This window comes from Actinacidiphila glaucinigra (genome assembly GCF_900188405.1).
Classification (GTDB): domain Bacteria; phylum Actinomycetota; class Actinomycetes; order Streptomycetales; family Streptomycetaceae; genus Actinacidiphila; species Actinacidiphila glaucinigra.
On record NZ_FZOF01000015.1, the window covers coordinates 18,021 to 36,291 of the forward strand.

General features: G+C 73.7%; 14 protein-coding genes. 7 read left to right on the forward strand and 7 right to left on the reverse strand.

Translation table 11 applies throughout. The features are described 5' to 3' along the window. Positions 1-101: 101 nt before the first annotated feature. The 3 genes from CHF15_RS26020 (at position 102) to CHF15_RS26030 (ending at position 3,627) form a co-directional block, all read left to right on the forward strand. A complete protein-coding gene (locus CHF15_RS26020) occupies positions 102-1,703 on the forward strand; it encodes a bifunctional uroporphyrinogen-III C-methyltransferase/uroporphyrinogen-III synthase (RefSeq protein WP_089226318.1) in 1,602 nt (533 codons plus the stop codon). Between the two features lie 156 nt (positions 1,704-1,859). Beyond that, positions 1,860-2,861 (forward strand): porphobilinogen synthase, encoded by a 1,002-nt coding sequence (gene hemB, locus CHF15_RS26025; RefSeq protein ID WP_089226319.1) that lies wholly within the window; start codon positions 1,860-1,862, stop codon positions 2,859-2,861. A 442-nt stretch (positions 2,862-3,303) separates the two neighbouring features. Continuing rightward, positions 3,304-3,627 carry a hypothetical protein gene (locus CHF15_RS26030; RefSeq protein WP_089226320.1) on the forward strand — a complete coding sequence of 108 codons (324 nt, stop codon included), beginning with the start codon at positions 3,304-3,306 and terminating at the stop codon, positions 3,625-3,627. Between the two features lie 84 nt (positions 3,628-3,711). Here the strand turns inward: CHF15_RS26030 and CHF15_RS26035 are convergent, their stop codons facing one another. Next, positions 3,712-4,518, reverse strand: coding sequence for a DUF4253 domain-containing protein (locus tag CHF15_RS26035; protein WP_089226454.1), 807 nt, complete (start codon positions 4,516-4,518; stop codon positions 3,712-3,714). Positions 4,519-4,610: 92 nt separating this feature from the next. Then, the gene (gene argS, locus CHF15_RS26040) at positions 4,611-6,356 is read right to left on the reverse strand and encodes an arginine--tRNA ligase (RefSeq protein ID WP_089226321.1); all 1,746 of its coding nucleotides are present in this window, start codon (positions 6,354-6,356) and stop codon (positions 4,611-4,613) included. 128 nt (positions 6,357-6,484) lie between these two features. Between argS and lysS the strand changes: the two genes are divergently transcribed. Together lysS and CHF15_RS26050 are read left to right on the forward strand one after the other, a co-directional pair. After that, positions 6,485-8,152 carry a lysine--tRNA ligase gene (gene lysS, locus CHF15_RS26045; protein WP_089226322.1) on the forward strand — a complete coding sequence of 556 codons (1,668 nt, stop codon included), beginning with the start codon at positions 6,485-6,487 and terminating at the stop codon, positions 8,150-8,152. A gap of 347 nt (positions 8,153-8,499) precedes the next feature. Beyond that, positions 8,500-11,115 carry an MXAN_6230/SCO0854 family RING domain-containing protein gene (locus CHF15_RS26050; protein ID WP_089226323.1) on the forward strand — a complete coding sequence of 872 codons (2,616 nt, stop codon included), beginning with the start codon at positions 8,500-8,502 and terminating at the stop codon, positions 11,113-11,115. A gap of 4 nt (positions 11,116-11,119) precedes the next feature. On the opposite strand, the gene CHF15_RS26055 is transcribed toward CHF15_RS26050, so the two are convergent. From CHF15_RS26055 to CHF15_RS26065, 3 genes are all read right to left on the reverse strand, one after another. Beyond that, the gene (locus CHF15_RS26055) at positions 11,120-12,397 is read right to left on the reverse strand and encodes a DUF2637 domain-containing protein (RefSeq protein WP_089226455.1); all 1,278 of its coding nucleotides are present in this window, start codon (positions 12,395-12,397) and stop codon (positions 11,120-11,122) included. Positions 12,398-12,516: 119 nt separating this feature from the next. Beyond that, positions 12,517-13,221 carry a DUF3558 family protein gene (locus CHF15_RS26060; RefSeq protein WP_089226324.1) on the reverse strand — a complete coding sequence of 235 codons (705 nt, stop codon included), beginning with the start codon at positions 13,219-13,221 and terminating at the stop codon, positions 12,517-12,519. Between the two features lie 65 nt (positions 13,222-13,286). Then, the gene (locus CHF15_RS26065; protein WP_245939050.1) at positions 13,287-14,072 is read right to left on the reverse strand and encodes a hypothetical protein; all 786 of its coding nucleotides are present in this window, start codon (positions 14,070-14,072) and stop codon (positions 13,287-13,289) included. A gap of 238 nt (positions 14,073-14,310) precedes the next feature. Between CHF15_RS26065 and CHF15_RS26070 the strand changes: the two genes are divergently transcribed. Together CHF15_RS26070 and CHF15_RS26075 are read left to right on the forward strand one after the other, a co-directional pair. Continuing rightward, on the forward strand, positions 14,311-15,504 hold the full coding sequence (locus tag CHF15_RS26070) for an RtcB family protein (RefSeq protein WP_089226325.1): 1,194 nt from the start codon (positions 14,311-14,313) through the stop codon (positions 15,502-15,504). An 81-nt stretch (positions 15,505-15,585) separates the two neighbouring features. Next, positions 15,586-15,846 carry a hypothetical protein gene (locus CHF15_RS26075; RefSeq protein WP_089226326.1) on the forward strand — a complete coding sequence of 87 codons (261 nt, stop codon included), beginning with the start codon at positions 15,586-15,588 and terminating at the stop codon, positions 15,844-15,846. A 13-nt stretch (positions 15,847-15,859) separates the two neighbouring features. On the opposite strand, the gene CHF15_RS26080 is transcribed toward CHF15_RS26075, so the two are convergent. After that, entirely contained in the window at positions 15,860-16,615 is a 756-nt protein-coding gene (locus CHF15_RS26080) for an SDR family NAD(P)-dependent oxidoreductase (RefSeq protein WP_089226327.1), read from the reverse strand. A gap of 135 nt (positions 16,616-16,750) precedes the next feature. Beyond that, positions 16,751-18,250, reverse strand: a complete 1,500-nt coding sequence (locus CHF15_RS26085; RefSeq protein ID WP_089226328.1) for an FAD-dependent oxidoreductase — start codon at positions 18,248-18,250, stop codon at positions 16,751-16,753. Positions 18,251-18,271 lie beyond the last annotated feature (21 nt).

The following is an 18,271-nucleotide window of genomic DNA, read 5'->3' on the forward strand; positions in this document are numbered from 1 at the left end:
CCAACACGACCGCAGGCACCACCGCGGCCGGGCCGGCAGGACCGGCAGGCAGGACGGGTACCGCGGGCACCGCGGGCCACACCGGGACCGCGGGCACGGATATGCCGGGTTCCGCCCTCGGGCACGTCACCTTCCTCGGTGCCGGGCCCGGTGACCCCGGGCTGCTGACCCTTCGCGCCGTCGAGGCGCTCGCCCACGCCGACGTCCTGGTCGCCGACGGCCATGTGCTGGACGTCGTACGGACCCATGCCCGGCCGGGCGTGGACACGGCGCAGCCGGGCGACGCCGAGGGGGAGTTGAGCCCTTCGGCCGCCGCGGCCAAGCTTTTCACGGCCTCCGCGCGCACCGGCAAGCGGGTGGTCCGTGCGATCGCCGGCGACCCCGGACTCGACTCCGCGGCCGCCGGCGAGATGCTCGCCTGCGCGCAGGCCGGCATCCCCTTCGAGGTCGTGCCGGGCGTGGCCGCGGCCGTGGGCGTGCCCGCGTACGCGGGTGTGCCGCTCAGCGGCGACGTGCGCTTCGTGGAGGCCGCGACCGCGTCGGCGCGGTGCTGGAACGAGGCGGGCGCGAGCGACGCGACCCTGGTCGTCTCCACCACCCTGCAGACGGTCGCCGCCAACGCGGCGGAGCTGGTCTCCGGGGGCCGCAAGCCGGACACCCCGCTGACCGTCACCGTGGCCGGCACGACGACCCGGCAGCGCACCTGGACGGCCACGCTGTCCACGATTGCGGCCGAGCTGAAGGCGACCAAGGCGCTGCCCACGCCGGAGGGCCCCATCGCGGCGATAGCCGTGGTCGGTGAGCCGACCGCGCGGCGCGAGCTGCTCTCCTGGTTCGAGACCAAGCCGCTGTTCGGCTGGAAGGTGCTCGTCCCGCGCACCAAGGAGCAGGCCGCGTCCCTCTCCGACCAGCTGCGCTCCTACGGCGCCGTGCCGCACGAGGTGCCCACGATCGCGGTGGAGCCGCCCCGTACCCCGCAGCAGATGGAGCGCGCGGTCAAGGGTCTGGTCACCGGACGGTACGAGTGGATCGCCTTCACCTCGGTGAACGCGGTCAAGGCCGTCCGTGAGAAGTTCGAGGAGTACGGGCTCGACGCGCGTGCCTTCGCCGGGATCAAGGTCGCGGCGGTGGGCGAGCAGACGGCCGGGGCGCTGGTGGACTTCGGTGTGAAGCCGGACCTGATGCCCAGCGGCGAGCAGTCCGCAGCGGGCCTGCTGGAGGACTGGCCGCCCTACGACCCCGTCTTCGACCCGATCGACCGGGTCTTCCTGCCGCGCGCCGACATCGCGACGGAGACGCTCGTGGCGGGGCTCGTGGAGCTCGGCTGGGAGGTCGACGACGTCACCGCCTACCGGACCGTGCGGGCCTCCCCGCCGCCGGCGGAGACCCGTGAGGCGATCAAGGGCGGCGGGTTCGACGCGGTGCTGTTCACCTCGAGCAGCACGGTGCGGAACCTCGTCGGCATCGCGGGCAAGCCGCACAACGTGACCGTGATCGCCTGTATCGGCCCGGCCACCGCGAAGACCGCGGAGGAACACGGGCTGCGGGTGGACGTGATGGCCCCGGAGCCGTCCGTCCACGCGCTCGCGCAGGCGCTGGCGGACTTCGGCGTCCGGCGGCGTGAGACGGCGATCGCCGCGGGCGACCCCGTCACGCGTCCCAGCGAGCGGCGTCCCGGCTCGCGGCGCAGGGCCCGCGTCTGACGGGCCCACCGCCCGCGTACCACGTGCCCCCGGCTCCCTGCGGAGCCGGGGGCCGTCGCGTTCCCGGGCCGACAACGGGTCGGCATGAGCACGGCGCGTACGGGCGTACCGTGGAACGCGGAAACGGCCCGGGACGGAGAGAGGCGCGGCGCGGTGATGAGCGGAAACGGAAGCGGATACGGTCAGTTCCCCGGTACGAGGCCCCGCCGGCTGCGCACGACGCCCGCGATGCGCCGCCTCGTCGCCGAGAACCGGCTGCACCCCGCCGAGCTGATCCTCCCCGTCTTCGTGCGCGAGGGCATCGACGCGCCCGTGCCCATCTCCGCGATGCCCGGCGTCGTCCAGCACACCCGTGACACCCTCCGCAAGGCCGCCGTGGAGGCGGCCGAGGCGGGAGTGGGCGGCATCATGCTCTTCGGTGTGCCGCTGGACGAGAAGAAGGACGCCGTGGGGACGCCCGGCACGGACCCGGACGGGATCCTGCAGGTGGCGATCCGCGACGTCGTCAGCGAGGTCGGCGACGCCCTGGTGGTCATGTCCGACCTGTGCCTCGACGAGCACATCGAGCACGGCCACTGCGGCGTGCTGGACTCCAAGGGCCGGGTGGACAACGACGCGACCCTGGAGCGCTACGCGGAGATGGCCCGGGTCCAGGCGGACGCCGGCGTCCACGTCGTCGGCCCCAGCGGCATGATGGACGGTCAGGTCGGCGTCATCAGGGGCGCCCTGGACGCCGCCGGCCACCAGGACGTGTCGGTGCTGGCGTACACGGCGAAGTACGCGTCGGCGTTCTACGGGCCGTTCCGGGAGGCCATCGGGTCCTCGCTCAAGGGCGACCGCAAGACCTACCAGCAGGACCCGGCGAACCAGCGGGAGTCGCTGCGCGAGCTGGCGCTGGACCTCGCCGAGGGCGCCGACATGGTCATGGTGAAGCCCGCGGGGCCGTACCTCGACGTGGTGGCGAAGGTCGCCGAGTCGGTGGACGTGCCGGTCGCGGCGTACCAGATCAGCGGCGAGTACGCGATGGTCGAGGCGGCCGCCGAGCGCGGCTGGATCGACCGCGACCGGGCGATCATGGAGACCCTGACCGGGATCCGCCGCGCGGGCGCGCAGTTGATCCTCACCTACTGGGCGACCGAGGTGGCCGCGCAGCTCTGAGCCCGCGGCCGTCGGCCCTACCGGCGCCGGCCCGGCGCGGTTGTCCCGCCGGGCCGGGGCGCGGCTCACGCGCGGTCAGGTCGCGGCGTACGCAGCGAACATGGGGCGTCCCCTCCGCGCGGGCGCTGCCGTGCCCGGGGCCGCTGACCGGGTGTGATCGGCGGCAGAGGAGTGATCATGCCCGGCCGGGGCTGCAGCCCGGGCGGTGACCTGCCGAAGCAGGGTGGGCGGCGTTCTTCCCGCGCTGCCCGGACGCGGTACCCACAGATGATCGCGCGCAGGACGCGGATGTGGACGGCGCGGTTCCAGGTTGCCCGGCATTTCATTACATCAAGTGGCGTTGGTGGCGATTCGGACTTAACGGCGTAAGTCGGTGGGAAGTTCACAGCAAGTCCACAGCAGGCGGAGGCACAAGGGCCTCCGCCGTGAAAGGAGAACCGCGATGCGGATTCCCCGATTCGCCGCCGCGCTGGGCGTCGCTGCCGCCGTCCTTCTGGGCGGCGCCGGCGCTGCCGGCGCCGCAACGCCGCCAACGGCGGCGGTGTCGCACACGACCCAGGCGACAAACGACCGGGGCGGCGAGTACCGGTACGACGGTGACCGCGGCCGAGGCGGCGAGTTCCGCCGTGACCGAGGCCGTGACGGCCGCGAGTTCCGCCGTGACCGGGGCCGTGACGGCCGCTGGTACCACCGTCACCACCGGCACCACCCGCGCTGGCACCACCGCCACCACCGTCACGACCACCGCTGGCACTTCCACCGCTGAGCGGTTCTGACCGGGTCGTCTCGGGGGGTGTCCTTCCACCGCGGGGAAGGACACCCGTGACTCGGGCCCGGCCGACGGCACCGCCTAGTCCCACCAGAAGGACCAGGCGGGCGCGCCCACCAGGGACTCGGCGTACGCGCGCAGCGAGCCGCTGCCCTGGGTGACGTTGTCGGGGCAGAAGGCGAAGTGCTCGGCGGCCACGGCCTCGGCCTCGTCCACCGAGGCCGGCGGCGCGGCCACGGAGAGCACGAGCACGTCGAAGGCAATGGCCACGACGCGCACGCCGAAGCGCTCCTCCCAGGAGCGCAGGACGGAACAGAGCCGGGCCACGTCGTTCTCGTGGTTGCACGGTCCCGTCCAGCCGATGGCCGCGGGGACGTCGGCGCTGCGCCGGGCGGGGACGAGGGCCGCTCGGGGGTCCTTGAACCACCCCGCCTCGACCACGGACGCGGCGACCTCGGCCGCCCTGACGTCCGGATCGGCCTCGAACTCCCGCGCGGGGGCGAGGCCGGGCCACGTCCGGCCGAACGGGGCGGTCAGGTCCGCGTCGTCCTCGTCGGACTCCTCCTCGTCGCCCCAGAGGTCGGCGAGGACCTCGTCGGCCTCGTGGTCGCCCGGATAGGACATCGCCCGGGGGTCCAGGTCCCTGGTGGCGGGCAGCGCCCCGTCCATGGAGAGCAGCAACGGGTGCAGCCCCGCCGACATCCGCGCGGGGAGCAGCCCTTCCCAGGAGCCGGGCTCGGCGGGCCCGTTCGCGTGCCAGAGCAGCGGTTCGTGCGGGCGGCCGTCGCCCGTGGCGTCGACGAGCGTGCCGGGCGGGAGCTCGAGGCCCAGGGACCGGCCGGCCGGGTCCTGCGCGAGCTTCGGGAGCTGGTTGGGGAGCATCGCCATGGCCGTGAATGTAGGGCCGGCCACTGACAACGGCGGCCCCGGGGGGAGTGATCACTCCCGCCGGGGCCGCCGTCGTACGGACGCGGGGCGCGTCAGAGGCGCTCGGGCGTGCGGATGCCGAGCAGCGCCATGCCCTGCCGCAGGGTGCGGGCGGTCAGGTCGCAGAGGAAGAGGCGGTTCTCCCGCAGTTCGGGGGTCTCGGCCTTCAGGACCGGGCACTGGTCGAAGAAGGTGGTGTACGCCGAGGCCAGTGCGTACAGGTACGAGGCCAGCTTGTGCGGCTCGTACGTCTCCGAGACGCCCGCCAGGGTCTCCGCGAACTCGTCCAGCAGCAGGCCGAGCGCCCGCTCGGCCGGGGCCAGCGGCAGCTCGGGGTGCGCGACCGGCTTCGCGTCGCCCGCCTTGCGGAGAATGGAGCGGTTCCGGGCGTACGCGTACTGGAGGTACACGCTCGTGTCGCCGTTGAGCGAGACCATCCGGTCCAGGTCGAACACGTAGTCCCGGCCGAGCGAGGTGGACAGGTCGGCGTATTTGATCGCGCCGATGCCGACCTCCTTGGCGCGGTCCGCGACCTCCTCGTCCGTCAGCTCCGAGGACTTCTCCCGGATGACGGTCGCGGCCCGCTCCACCGCCTCGTCCAGCAGGTCGACCAGCCGGAAGGTCTCGCCGGACCGCGTCTTGTACGGCTTGCCGTCCTTGCCGAGCAGCGTGCCGAACGGGATGTGGAGCGCGGTGACCTCGTCGGTCAGCCAGCCGGCCCGCTTGGCCGTCTCGAAGACCATCTTGAAGTGCAGGGCCTGCCGGGAGTCCACGACGTACAGGAGCGTGTCGGCGTGCAGGGCCGCGGTGCGGTCGCGGATCGCGGACAGGTCGGTCGCGGCGTAGCCGAAGCCGCCGTCGGCCTTCTGGACGATGAGCGGGACGGGCTCGCCGTCCTTGCCCTTGACGTCGTCGAAGAACACGCACAGCGCGCCGTTGGAGCGCACGGCGACGCCGGACTCCTCCAGCAGCTTGCAGGTCTCGACCAGCATGTCGTTGTAGCCGGACTCGCCGACGACGTCCTCGTCGCGGATCTCGATGTCGAGCTTGTCGTAGACGGAGTTGAAGTAGATCTTCGACTCGTCCACGAACCGCTGCCACATCGCCAGCGTCTCCGGGTCGCCGGCCTGCAGGTCGACGACGCGCTTGCGCGACCGGGTCTTGAACTCCTCGTCGGAGTCGAAGACGGTCCGGGAGGCCTTGTAGAGCCGGTTGAGGCGCGACATGGAGGCCTCGCCCGCCTCCTCGCCGGCCTCGGACGCCCCGTGGTCCAGCTCGTGCGGGTGCTCCACCAGGTACTGGATGAGCATGCCGAACTGGGTGCCCCAGTCGCCGATGTGGTGGCGGCGGATCACCGTCTCGCCCTCGAACTCGAGGATCTTGACCAGGGCGTCGCCGATCACGGAGGACCGAAGGTGGCCGACGTGCATCTCCTTGGCCACGTTCGGCTGCGCGTAGTCGATCACCGTGGTGCCGGGCTCCGGCTTCACGGGCACGCCGAGCCGGTCGTCGGCGGCCCGGGCGGCGAGCGTCCGGGTGATCGCGGCGTCCGAGACGGTGATGTTGAGGAAGCCCGGTCCCGAGACCTCGACGGCGGCGATCAGCTCGTCGCCGGCCGGGAGGGCCTCGACGACCTGGGCGGCCAGCTCGCGCGGGTTCGCCTTGTTCCGCTTGGCGAGGCCCAGCACGCCGTTGGCCTGGAAGTCGGCCCGGTCGCTACGTCGCAGCAGCGGGTCGGCACCGAGGGCGTCAGCGACGCGCTGCTGGATCGAGGCGGAAAGCGAGTTGACCGAGGCCATGGGATGGGTGCTTCCTGAGAGGGATCGGAGATCAACCCTCAGTATCCCACGCGCTACCACTCATTTTTCTCTGGGACAATTGCCGGGTACCGCGCTACCCGCTGCACAGGTGGAAGGAAGTCGAGACAGTGGCTCAGAGCACCGAGGCCGACTGGGTCGCCCGCTTCGCGGACGACGTCATCGCGGAAGCCGAGCGTCGGGCTCCGGGCAAGAAAATCATCGTCGCCTCGGGTATCAGCCCCTCCGGCCCGATCCACCTGGGCAACCTGCGCGAGATCATGGTCCCGCACCTGGTCGCCGACGAGATCAAGCGGCGTGGCGTGCCCTGCGAGCACATCCTGTCCTGGGACGACTTCGACCGGTACCGCAAGGTGCCGGCCGGATACGACCCGTCGTACGCCGAGCACATCGGCAAGCCGCTGACCTCCGTGCCGGCGCCCGAGGGCAGCTCGTACGAGACCTGGTCGGACCACTTCAAGGCCCCGTTCCGCGAGGCGCTGGCGGCGCTGGGCGTCGAGGTCACCGAGATCAGCCAGACCGTCGAGTACACCTCCGGCGCCTACCGCGAGCAGATCCTGCACGCGATGCGCGAGCGCCGGCGGATCGACGAGGTGCTCGGCCGCTACCGGACGAAGAAGAAGGGCGGCGGCGAGGAGCAGGACGACGAGGAGGCCACGCTCGCGCAGGCCCCCGAGTACTTCCCGTACAAGCCGTACTGCTCGGCCTGCGGCAAGGACACGACCACGGTCCTCGCCTACGACGACGACACCACCGACCTCACCTACGAGTGCCAGGACTGCGGCAACCGCGAGACCGTGCGGCTGAGCGAGTTCGACCGCGGCAAGCTGGTCTGGAAGGTCGACTGGCCGATGCGCTGGGCCTTCAAGGGCGTGGACTTCGAGCCCTCCGGCGTCGACCACCAGTCGCCCGGCTCCTCGTGGATGGTCGGCCAGCAGCTCGTGCGCGAGATCTTCGGCGCCGAGCCGCCCATCGGCCCGATGTACGCCTTCGTCGGCATCAGCGGCATGGCCAAGATGTCCAGTTCCAAGGGCGGCGTGCCGATCGCGGCCGACGCGCTGCAGATCATGGAGCCGCAGCTGCTGCGCTGGCTGTACGCCCGCCGCCGGCCCAACCAGGCGTTCAACATCTCCTTCGGCGACGAGATCTCCCGCACCTACGACGAGTGGGACGCGCTGGAGCGCAAGGTCGCCGAGGGCACGGCCGCGCCGGTGGACCTCGCGGTGCACTCGCGGGCCGCGAGCACCGCGAGCGGTGAACTGCCCACCACGCCGCGCAAGCTGCCGTACCGCACCCTCGCCTCGGTCGTGGACATCACGACCGGGGACGAGGAGCAGACGCTGCGCATCCTGCGCGACTTCGACCAGGAGCAGCCGCTGGCCTCCCTGGACGAGGCCCGGCCGCGGCTGGACTGCGCCGAGCGCTGGGTCAACACCCACGTCGAGCCGGAGGCCCGTACCCAGGTGCGCACCGAGCCGGACGCAAAGGCCCTGGCGGCTCTGTCCGGCGAGGAGCGGGAGGCGCTGAAGCTGCTGGTGGACGGGCTGCCCGAGCACTGGTCGCTGGACGGGCTGACCACCCTGGTCTACGGCGTGCCGAAGATCCAGGCGGGCTTCGCGCCCGACGCCAAGCCGACGCCGGAGATGAAGGTCGCCCAGCGCTCCTTCTTCGCGCTGCTCTACAAGCTGCTGGTCGGCCGGGACACCGGTCCGCGGCTGCCCACGCTGCTGCTGGCGGTCGGTCAGGACCGGGTGCGGGAGCTGCTCGCGGCGAGCTGAGCCGGACGCGTACACGGCGGCGGCGGGTGGCACGGCCACCCGCCGCCGTCGCGCGTACGGGGCGTGAATATTCGAACGCGGTGGAGGGGTGCCCGCGCTAGGGTCGTCGCACGCGGGGCGGCTCACGGTGTGCTTCCTTCTCTCCATTCCAATGAACCAGCGCTCCGGCTTCCCGCCCCGCGTACGCGACCGGCGTCACCGGCCCGGACATGGGGACCGGGCACGGGACCACCGGTTCCCCGGGGCGGCTCCCGGGCGTGCTTCCTTCTCCTCGAAATCGCCTTCGGCGATCGATTCCAGCGCGCCCACTTCCCGCCCCGGCACGTCCACCAGGGGGAGACACAGGGATGTCCACGGCCACCACCACCGCCACCACCACCGCGCCGCGCACGCTCGCCGGCGTCCTGCTCGCACGCCGCGGAGCCGTCCACCTGCCGGCCGCGACGACCGGGCCCTCGCTCGCCACCGCGGCGGGCGTGGCGCTGCTGGAGGCGGACCTGCTCGACCGCGGCTACCTGATGGCGCCCGCCCTGCGGGCCGCGCTCACCGAGCGGAGCGAGGCCGCGCTGACCGCCGCCGGGAGTGCCCTGCTGGCCGAGGCCGACCAGGCGCTCGGCGCCGACCGGCCCCACGAGCCGCTGTTCCGCGACTTCCCCGCGAGCACCCCGCGGGACACCTTCGCCTTCTACGCCGACCGGGTCCTGACCCTGCTCTTCCAGCACCCGGAGCAGCCGTGCGTGCTGTGCGGCACGCAGGGCACCGTCCACGCCGTCTCGCCCTGCGCGCACCTGGTGTGCCGCTCCTGCTTCGACGGCGCGGACTTCTCGGCGTGCCCGGTCTGCCACCGCCGGATCGACGCGGACGACCCCTTCCTGCGGCCCCGCAGGCCCCGGCGCCTCGGCGCGCTTCGGCGTGCCCTGCCCGAGCGGCTGCGCGTGCTGCAGTACGGCGGCGACCTCGCGGCGCGGGACGCCGACGCGGAGCGCGAGATCGGCGGGCTCCTCGCCCGTACCGGCGCGCTGAGCCCGCAGGACGCCGACGACCTCGTGGCGCTGCTGGGCACCCGGGACCGGGACGGGCTGTCCTGGCTGCCGGAGCGGATCCCCGGCCGGGAGACCAAGGCCCGGGTGCTGGCCTGGCTGCTGGCCGATCCCGCCGCGTACGCCACCACCGTCCCGGCCGCCGCCGCGCGCATCGACACCGCGACCGACGTCCTGCGGCTGCTCGCCGTCCGCTCGGGCGGTGACCCCGGCCTCGTGGACCTGCCGCGCTTCGGCGCGGTCCCGCGGCCGCTGCGGCGCGCCCTGCTCGGGGTGCTCGACGGCCTGGCGCCGGACCTGGCCGCGCAGGACATGCGCCGCCACCGGCACGCGTGGCTGCGTGTCGCCGAGCGCCTGCACCCCTTCGAGCACGCGGACCGCTTCCCGCGGGCCGCCCTGGCCGTGGCGGCGCTGCGCGACACCCGCCTCGCGGACGGCGACGCGCTGACCGCGACGCTGCGGGCGGCGGCCGACGCCGCGCCGCAGGTCGACGCGACCGGGACGACGGTACGGGTGCGGGGCCGGGCGGGCCGGGTCGAGGCCGCGCTGGACGCCATGGACGTACCGGCCGCGGTCGCGCTGCTGGCGCAGCGGCCGGGCGAGTTCGTACGCCGGCTCGACCACCTGCTGCGGCTCTCCGGGGCCGCGGAGGCGGACGTCGTGCTGTCAGCGCTGGAGACGGCGGTGCCGCAGGTGTCGCCCGCGGTGCTGCTGTCCGCGCTCGGCGAGATCCGCAGCCGTCCGCAGGCGGCCGCAACCAGGGTGTTCTTCCCGAAGGGCGGCAGCGCCAAGACGCATCTGGCCGACGACGACCGGCTGCCGATCGACGCCGGCGCGGGGGAGAGGGCCGTGGCCGTGCTCCACGGCGAGGTGCTGCGGCGGGCGGCGGAGCGGGAGGCCGTCGAGGTTGCCGTCGTGGACGCCGGACTGGACGGCCTGATCGCTCCGTTCACCGAGCGCACCGCCTCGCGCGCCCTGGTGACCCTGCCGCGCGGCAGCGAACTGCCCGTGCCGGAGGGCCGGACGATCCGGCTGTTCCTGCACTGGACGGAGAGCGAGCGGTCCGGGCGGACCGACCTGGACCTGTCCACGGCCATGTTCGACGCCGACTGGCGGCGCGTGGGCCACTGCGACTACACGGCCCTGCGCTTCGGCGACGGCGCCGCGGTGCACTCGGGTGACCTGACCAGCGCCCCCGCCCCGGACGGTGCCAGTGAGTTCGTCGACCTGGACCTGGACGCCCTGGCGGACGCCGGGGTGCGCCATCTCGTCGCGCTGGTCTTCTCGTTCAACGACGTGCCGTTCGAGGAGCTGGACGAGGCGTTCGCCGGGCTGATGCTGCGCGACGAACCGGGCGACGCGGGGCCGGTGTTCGACGCCCGCGCCGTCGAGCAGCGCTACGACCTGACCGGGCGGGCGCGCACGAGCGTGCCGCTGGTGATCGACGTGGCGGGCCGCACGATGCGGTGGCTGGACGTGGCCAAGGGCGTCACCGGCACCTGCCACTCCGTGGCGCGGCACGGCGACGGCCTTGCCGCGCTCGCCGAGGGCCTCACCGGGATGTTCGCCTCCGGGGCCCGGGTGGGGCTGGGCGAACTGGCCGTCTGGCAGGCCGCGGCCCGCGCCGCGACCGTCCTGCTGCGCCACGCGGACGGCTCCACCACCGCCTACCGGCGCCGTGCCGCCGAGACGGTGGCGGAGTTCGCGGCCCGGATCGGTTCGCCGTACGCCGACCCCGCCGACGGTGCGGAGCCGGACGCGGCGCGGCTGGCGTACCTGCTGCGCGGCGACGTCGCCGTGGCCGAGGGCGGCGAGGTGTTCGCGCTGCACCCGGCGGCCCTCGACGCGGCGCGGGTGCGGCTGCTGTCGGCGTCCGACGTGGTCGCGTCGCTGGCACCGGCCGCCGCTCCGGCCGCCGGCTGAGGCGCTACGACGCGTACTGGCCGTCGAGTTCGAGCCGGCGGCGCAGTTCGCGGACGTAGGGGCGCAGCGTGCTCTCGCTGAGCGGGCCGCCGTTGGGGCTGGAGATGCCGTAGCGGTCCTGCAGGATCAGGCCGAACTGGCGGGCGTTGGGGAAGTTGCCGAACTGCTGGTGGTAGGCCCGGAACGCGCGGTCGTAGATCTCCTCGCGGGAGGTGTCCTCCGTGACGGGCTCCGGCTCGGATTCGGGCTCGGGGTAGAAGTCCGGCTCGGGCTCCGGGGCGAACTCGGCGCGGGGCGTGGGGATCACGCCGTTGCCGTCGGCGAGGGCACGGCGGCGGTTCCCGGCGCCGACCGGGGCGGTGACGGGTTCGAGCGCGGGGGCGGGCTGCTGGTACGGCTCCGGCGCCTGGTACGGATCGGCCACCGGTTCCGGCGCGGGAGCGGAGGCGGGAGCGGGGGCCCGGTGCTCGACCTGGACCTGCGGTTCGACCGCGACCGGCTCCGGGGCCTGCTCCGGGGTCTGCCACTCGGGTTCGGGCTCGGGGCCCGGATCCGGCGCGGGGGCCGGCTGGGCGGCGGGCAGTGCGGCGGCGGGCGCGGGGGACGGGAGGTCGATGCCCGCGGCGGCCAGGCCGATGGCCGCGGTCTGCTCCATCGGCACCCCGTACCGGGCGAGCTTCAGCGGCATCAGGGACTCGACCGGGGCCTTGCGGCGCCAGGCCCGGCCGTAGCGGGCGCGCAGCCGGGCGCGGTAGACGAGACGTTCCTGCTCGACCCGGATGACCTCGTCGTAGCTGCGCAGCTCCCACAGCTTCATGCGCCGCCAGAGGCGGAAGGTCGCGAAGGGGGCCAGCAGCCAGCGGGCGAGCCGGACCGACTCCATGTGCTTGTCGGCGGTGATGTCGGCGACCCGGCCGATCGCGTGCCGGGCCGCCTCCACCGAGACGACGAAGAGGATCGGGATGATGCCGTGCATCCCGACGCCTAGCGGGTCCGGCCAGGCCGCCGCGCCGTTGAAGGCGATCGTGGCCGCCGTCAGCAGCCACGCCGTCTGGCGCAGCAGCGGGAACGGGATGCGCAGCCAGGTCAGCAGCAGGTCGAGTGCGAGCAGCACCACGATCCCGGCGTCGATGCCTATCGGGAAGACGTTGGCGAACCAGCCGAAGTCCTTGCGGAGCGCCAGCTCGCGCACGGCCGCGTACGAGCCCGCGAAGCCGATCGCGGCGATGACCACCGCGCCTGTGACGACCACACCGATCAGGATCCGGTGCGTCCGGTTCATGCGTATCGCGGACACCCGCGACCCTCCCAGGCTCGGAAACTGGCCTGCCCAGCCTGCCACACGGGGCAACGGGCAGGTTGCCCAAACGTGGTGAATCGGTACAGCGGATCCCGCAGTTGTTACGCGTTCGCCGCCGCGACCGCGGTGGCCGCCTCCTTGGCCGCCTTGAGCGCGCCGGCCTTCAGGCCGGAGCCGGCCGGGGTCTTCGCGTCCTCGAGGCCCGCGCCGTTGTAGGTGAGCACCAGCACGGCGTTCCCGGTGCGGGCGACGACCGTGACGTCCCGGTACTCCTCCTTGTCCTTCTTCGCCGTCGAGGTGACCGCGGTGCCCGCGTCCCACACGCCGTCCACCGTGACCGGGGCGCTCTTTGCGCCCTTGGCCCGGGCGGCCTCGGCGACCTGCTCGGCGTAGCGCTCCTTCGCCTGCTCCTCGGCCGAGCCGAGGCCCGCGACCGTGTCGTAGCGCTGGAGGGAGACGTCCAGCCAGCGGTACTGGTAGCCGTCCAGGCCGTTCCACGAGCAGCCGCCGCGCTCGTCGCGCTCGGCGGAGTGCGCGGGGGTGCCCGCGGGCTTCTTCGCCTTGGGGACCAGGGACTTGACGGTCTTGGCGCCGATGACCCGGCAGGGGTCGGGGAGTTCGGCGTACTTCGCGGCGACGGCGCTGGGCGACGGTGACGCGGACTTCGACGCGGGGGCCGAGGCGGCGGCCGCCTTCCGCGCGTCGTCCTTCGACGAGTCCGAGCCGGAGGAGCAGCCGGCGACGAGCATCACCGGCACGGCCGCGCCCACCAGCAGGCGGGCGAGGTGCGGGGCTGATCGGTGCATGGATCCTTCGCTCATTTCGTTGCGTGTCATGTCATGGCACAAACGGCCAGACTACGCGCTTCGTCTCATTCGTCGAGTTGATCTGCCAGCTCGGCCGCGACCTGGCGGGCGCCCATTTGCAGCTCCTCGCTGGGCGGTTCGACCGATTTGTCCGTTGACCACTGGGAGAGTTCGACGGTGACCAGGACGTTCGCCATGCGGAAGACCACGGCGATGTCGCGGTGGAGTCCCGAGTCCTGGTTCTTGAGGACGTCGTCGAGGAAGGCCCCGTCGCCGAGGTCGTCCAGGGCGCGCGGGGAGGTGTCGCCGGTGGCCGTGACGGACGGCGAGGGGGCGCCCGAGGCCGTGGTGCTCCCGGCCTCCGTGCCGGGCGGGCCCGTGGTGGCCGACGCGGAGGCGGCGGCGTCGGCCGGCGCCGTGGCGGCCGGGATGTGGGCCGCCGCGGCCCGGCTGTCGTAGTCCGCCGTGGCCTGGCTCTCGTCGCTGACGGATGTGTCGTACGACACGACGCGCTCGAGGTCGATGTGGAGGTAGCGGTTGCCGAGCTCGGTGCGGCCGGTCCACTTGCAGCCCGCCTTGCGGTCCGTGTCGAACGTCACGGTCGCCTCGCCCGCGTAGTCGTCCGCGTCCGGGACGAACTTCTCGAGCGTGCCGGCGGCCAGCGAGCCGCACGGCTCGGGCAGCACCCGGTACCGGCCGGGCGGGGCGGCCGGGGTGGACTGCCTGCCGTCCGCGCTGTCCCCGTTGCGTGCGCCGTCCCCGGTGCCGCCCGAGCCTGTGCACCCCGCCAGCGCGGCGGCGGCGAGCGCGGTCGTGCACACCGCGGCCACCAGGCCCCGGATCCGGTGCACGCGGTCTCCCGTTGGCTGCACTTGAGGTGGCCCCTTCCTCCGGCGATCGGTCCGGCGCCCGCGTAAATCCCTTGGCGGGGGTGGGCGACGGGTAGACACAATGTCTACCGCACGCGCTGCGGCCGTCGCCTGATCATGGGGCTGTATAGCTGCTTTCGCCCTTTATTTCGCTTTCCGTTGAGACGTGTTGTTTGTGTTGCCTTGATGGAAATCACCGTCCGACCCAGGGGGGATCGAGATGTCGTACACAGAAGTGCCCGGAGTGCGGGTGCCCATCCGCATGTGGACCGACCCGGCCGCGGTCGAGGACGGGGCCATGCAGCAGCTGCGCAACGTCTCCTCGCTGCCGTGGATCAAGGGCCTCGCCGTCATGCCCGACGTCCACTACGGCAAGGGCGCCACGGTGGGCTCGGTGATCGCGATGCACGGCGCGGTCTGCCCGGCCGCGGTCGGCGTGGACATCGGCTGCGGCATGAGCGCGGTGCGGACCTCGCTGACGGCGAACGACCTGCCCGGCGACCTCTCCCGGCTCCGCTCCAAGATCGAGCAGGCCGTCCCGGTCGGCCGCGGCATGCACGACGAGGCCGTCGACCCCGCCCGGCTGTACGGCCTGTCCGCCGCCGGCTGGGACCGCTTCTGGGACGGCTTCGACGACCTGGCCGAGCCCGTCCGGTTCCGCAGGGAGCGCGCGACGAAGCAGATGGGCAGCCTCGGTTCGGGCAACCACTTCATCGAGGTCTGCCTCGACGAGGAGGGCGCGGTCTGGCTGATGCTGCACTCCGGCTCGCGCAACATCGGCAAGGAACTCGCCGAGTACCACATCGGGGAGGCCCAGAAGCTGTCCCACAACCAGGGCCTGGTCGACCGCGACCTGGCCGTGTTCATCGCGGACACCCCGCAGATGGCGGCCTACCGGCGCGACCTGTTCTGGGCGCAGGACTACGCGAAGCGCAACCGCGCGATCATGATGGCCCTGTTCCAGGAGGTGCTGCGGCGCGAGTTCCGCAAGGCCAAGGTCACCTTCGACGAGGTCATCTCCTGCCACCACAACTACGTGGCGGAGGAGCGCTACGACGGCATGGACCTGCTCGTCACCCGCAAGGGCGCGATCAGGGCCGGCAGCGGCGACCACGGCATCATCCCGGGCTCCATGGGCACCGGTTCGTACATCGTCCGCGGCCTCGGCAACACCGACGCCTTCAACTCCGCCTCGCACGGCGCGGGCCGCAGGATGAGCCGCACCGCGGCGAAGAAGCGGTTCTCCACGCGGGACCTGGAGGAGCAGACCAAGGGCGTCGAGTGCCGCAAGGACTCGGGCGTGGTGGACGAGATCCCGGGTGCGTACAAGCCGATCGAGAAGGTGATCGAGCAGCAGCGGGACCTCGTGGAGGTCGTCGCGAAGCTCAAGCAGGTCGTCTGCGTGAAGGGTTGAGCCCGGCGGACGAACGGCGGGTCCGGGGCCGTGAAGGGCCCCGGACCCGCCGTTCGTACGGCGCCGGTGAGTGGAGGGGTGATGCGCCCCGGAGCGCTGTGGGCGCGGCTGCTCGCCCCTGCCCGCCTTCGCCCCGCGCATCGGCCGCCGCTGTGGAGCACCGGTCAACGCCGGGCCACCGCCAGGCCGTCGGCCCCGGTGCACGCCGCGGCGGTCTTCCACCGGGCGGCGGACGACCGCGTGAGCCGGCGCGTCTGCGCGCTGCGCCCCGTGGGCCCGGACGGCCACCCCGGGCACGTCGTCGTGGCCACCCGGGGCACCCTGCTCGCGCTGCGCCGGTGATCCCGCCGGGCGGCTACGGCTTCCGGTGCACCCGGTGCTGGGCGGCCTGGGCGCGGGGGCGGACGACCAGCAGGTCGACGTTGACGTGGGGCGGGCGGGTGACCGCCCAGGTGACCGTGTCGGCGATGTCCTCCGAGGTGAGGGGCTCGGCCACGCCCGCGTAGACGGCGGCGGCCTTCTCCTCGTCGCCGTGGAAGCGGGTGAGGGCGAAGCCCTCGGACTTCACCATGCCGGGGGCGATCTCGACCACGCGGACCGGCTCGCCGAGCAGTTCCAGGCGGAGCGTGCCGGCGAGGGCGTGGGCGCCGTGCTTGGCCGCCACGTACCCGCCGCCGCCCTCGTACGGGGTGAAGGCGGCCGTGGAGGAGAGCACGACCACGGTGCCGTCGCCGGAGGCGATCAGCCCGGGCAGGAAGGCCTGGACGGTGTTGAGCACGCCGAGGACGTTGACCTCGTACATCGTGCGCCAGTCCGCGGGGTCGGCGGTGGCGACCGGGTCCGCGCCGAGGGCGCCGCCGGCGTTGGCGAACAGGACGTCCACCCGGTCCAGCGAGGCGGCCAGCGCGTCGACGGCGCCGCGGTCCGTGACGTCGAGGGCGACGGCGGCCGCGGAGTGGCCAGAGGCGGTGATCTCCTTGGCGAGCGCCTCCAGACGGTCGGCGCGGCGGGCGGTGAGCACGACGTGGTAGCCGGCTTCGGCCAGCCTGCGGGCGGTGGCGGCACCGATGCCGCTGCTCGCGCCGGTCACGACTGCGGTACGGGGGCTCATGGTCGTGGTGCCTTTCGCCGTTCGGGAGGTCGGGAGGGGCAAGTGCCCGCCCACATTCGCAGCATAGGCGCGGTGGTGCCGGGCGCTCGCGGGGCGGTCCGCGGATCCGCGGGCCCCGGAGCCCCGCCGGTGTGCTCAGCCTCCCGTGCCGGCCCACGCGGCGAGGGCGGCGGCGCGGCCCCCGGCGGCGGCGCCCTCGGCGGCCCAGGCGACATGGCCGTCGGGGCGGACGAGCAGCGTGGTGCGGCCGCCGTCCGTACGGGTGACGTGGACGGCGCGCGGGTCGGCGGCGCCGTCCGCGGGGCCCTCGGGGCTCACGAGGACGAAGCGGCCGGCGCGCAGGGCCTCGTACAGCCGGCCCTCCCGCAGGGGCAGATCGGGCGCGCGCCGGCCGGTCAGGGGATGGGCGCCGCGCGGGGCGGGATAGGCGATGCCGATGCCGGTGATCGCGCCAAGGGCCCTTCGGCGCAGTGGCGGGAGGTGCCCGACGGCCAGGGAGAGCGCGTCGCGCAAGGCGCGCTGGAGGGCGTTGTGGGCCATGGCGAGGCGGATGATGCCGCCGCTGCTGCGGAGCACCATCGCGCCCACCGGGTGCCGTTCGGCCTGATAGCTGTCGAGCAGGGCGTCGGACGCGCTGCCGCGGACCACGGCGGCGAGCTTCCAGCCGAGGTTGGCGGCGTCCTGCAGGCCGGTGTTCATCCCCTGCCCTCCCGCGGGGGAGTGGACGTGCGCCGCGTCGCCGGCGAGCAGCACGCGGCCGGCGCGGTAGACGGGCACCTGGCGTTCGTCGCTGTGGAAGCGGGAGAGCCAGCGGGCCTCGCCCATGCCGTGGTCGGTGCCCAGGGCGCGGCGCGTGATGTCGCGGACCTCGTCGAGGCCGACCGGGTCGCCGTCGGGCCGCTCGCCGGCGCGGTCCCAGCACATCACGCGGTACCAGCCGTCGCCGAAGGGCGCGAGGAAGGCGAAGGCGTCACCGGTGCCGCCCACGGTCAGCAGTCCGGGGGGCGGCTCGGCGAGCCGGACGTCGGCGAGCACGATCGACCGGATCACGGACCGGCCGGGGAAGGGCAGGCCCAGGGCGGTCCGGACGGCGCTGCGGTGGCCGTCGGCGCCGACCGCGTACGCGGCGCGGCGGGTGGCGACGGTGCCGTCCGCGGCGCGGACGTCGAGCGAGACGCCTCCGTCGTCCTGGTGCACGGCCAGCACCTCGGCGCCGTGCTCGAAGCGCACGCCGGCGGCGCGGGCCCGGCGTTCCAGCAGCCTCTCCACCTCGTACTGGGGAGTGATCAGCAGGTACGGGAAGCGGGAGGGCAGTTCCGTCAGGTCCAGCGAGAGCCGGCGGAAGAGCCGCAGTCCGCGCAGCCGGTGGCCGGTGGCGACCAGTTCGTCGGCGAGGCCGCGGGCGTCGAGGAGTTCGAGGGTGCGGGCGTGGACGCCGAAGGCCCGGCTCAGGTTGCCGTGTCCCGGGGCGCGGCGCTCCAGGACGGTGACGGGGACGCCGGCGGCGGCGAGGTCCCCGGCGAGCAGCAGGCCGGTGGGGCCCGCCCCCACGACCAGGACCCCGGCCGGGTGGTCCGCGGTGCCGGAGCGACGGGTGGCGTCGGTGCGGTGCTGGGTGCGGTGCTCGGTGGTCATGGCGGCCTCCTGGGGCCAACG

Excerpts from the sequence above, each read along its gene's own strand:
- CHF15_RS26020 (WP_089226318.1), top strand. The coding sequence starts at position 102 with ATGCCGGGTTCCGCCCTCGGGCACGTCACCTTCCTCGGTGCCGGGCCC.
- hemB (WP_089226319.1), top strand. The coding sequence starts at position 1,860 with ATGAGCGGAAACGGAAGCGGATACGGTCAGTTCCCCGGTACGAGGCCC.
- CHF15_RS26030 (WP_089226320.1), top strand. The coding sequence starts at position 3,304 with ATGCGGATTCCCCGATTCGCCGCCGCGCTGGGCGTCGCTGCCGCCGTC.
- CHF15_RS26035 (WP_089226454.1), bottom strand. The coding sequence starts at position 4,518 with ATGGCGATGCTCCCCAACCAGCTCCCGAAGCTCGCGCAGGACCCGGCC.
- argS (WP_089226321.1), bottom strand. The coding sequence starts at position 6,356 with ATGGCCTCGGTCAACTCGCTTTCCGCCTCGATCCAGCAGCGCGTCGCT.
- CHF15_RS26050 (WP_089226323.1), top strand. The coding sequence starts at position 8,500 with ATGTCCACGGCCACCACCACCGCCACCACCACCGCGCCGCGCACGCTC.
- CHF15_RS26055 (WP_089226455.1), bottom strand. The coding sequence starts at position 12,397 with ATGAACCGGACGCACCGGATCCTGATCGGTGTGGTCGTCACAGGCGCG.
- CHF15_RS26060 (WP_089226324.1), bottom strand. The coding sequence starts at position 13,221 with ATGCACCGATCAGCCCCGCACCTCGCCCGCCTGCTGGTGGGCGCGGCC.
- CHF15_RS26070 (WP_089226325.1), top strand. The coding sequence starts at position 14,311 with ATGTCGTACACAGAAGTGCCCGGAGTGCGGGTGCCCATCCGCATGTGG.
- CHF15_RS26075 (WP_089226326.1), top strand. The coding sequence starts at position 15,586 with ATGCGCCCCGGAGCGCTGTGGGCGCGGCTGCTCGCCCCTGCCCGCCTT.
- CHF15_RS26080 (WP_089226327.1), bottom strand. The coding sequence starts at position 16,615 with ATGAGCCCCCGTACCGCAGTCGTGACCGGCGCGAGCAGCGGCATCGGT.
- CHF15_RS26085 (WP_089226328.1), bottom strand. The coding sequence starts at position 18,250 with ATGACCACCGAGCACCGCACCCAGCACCGCACCGACGCCACCCGTCGC.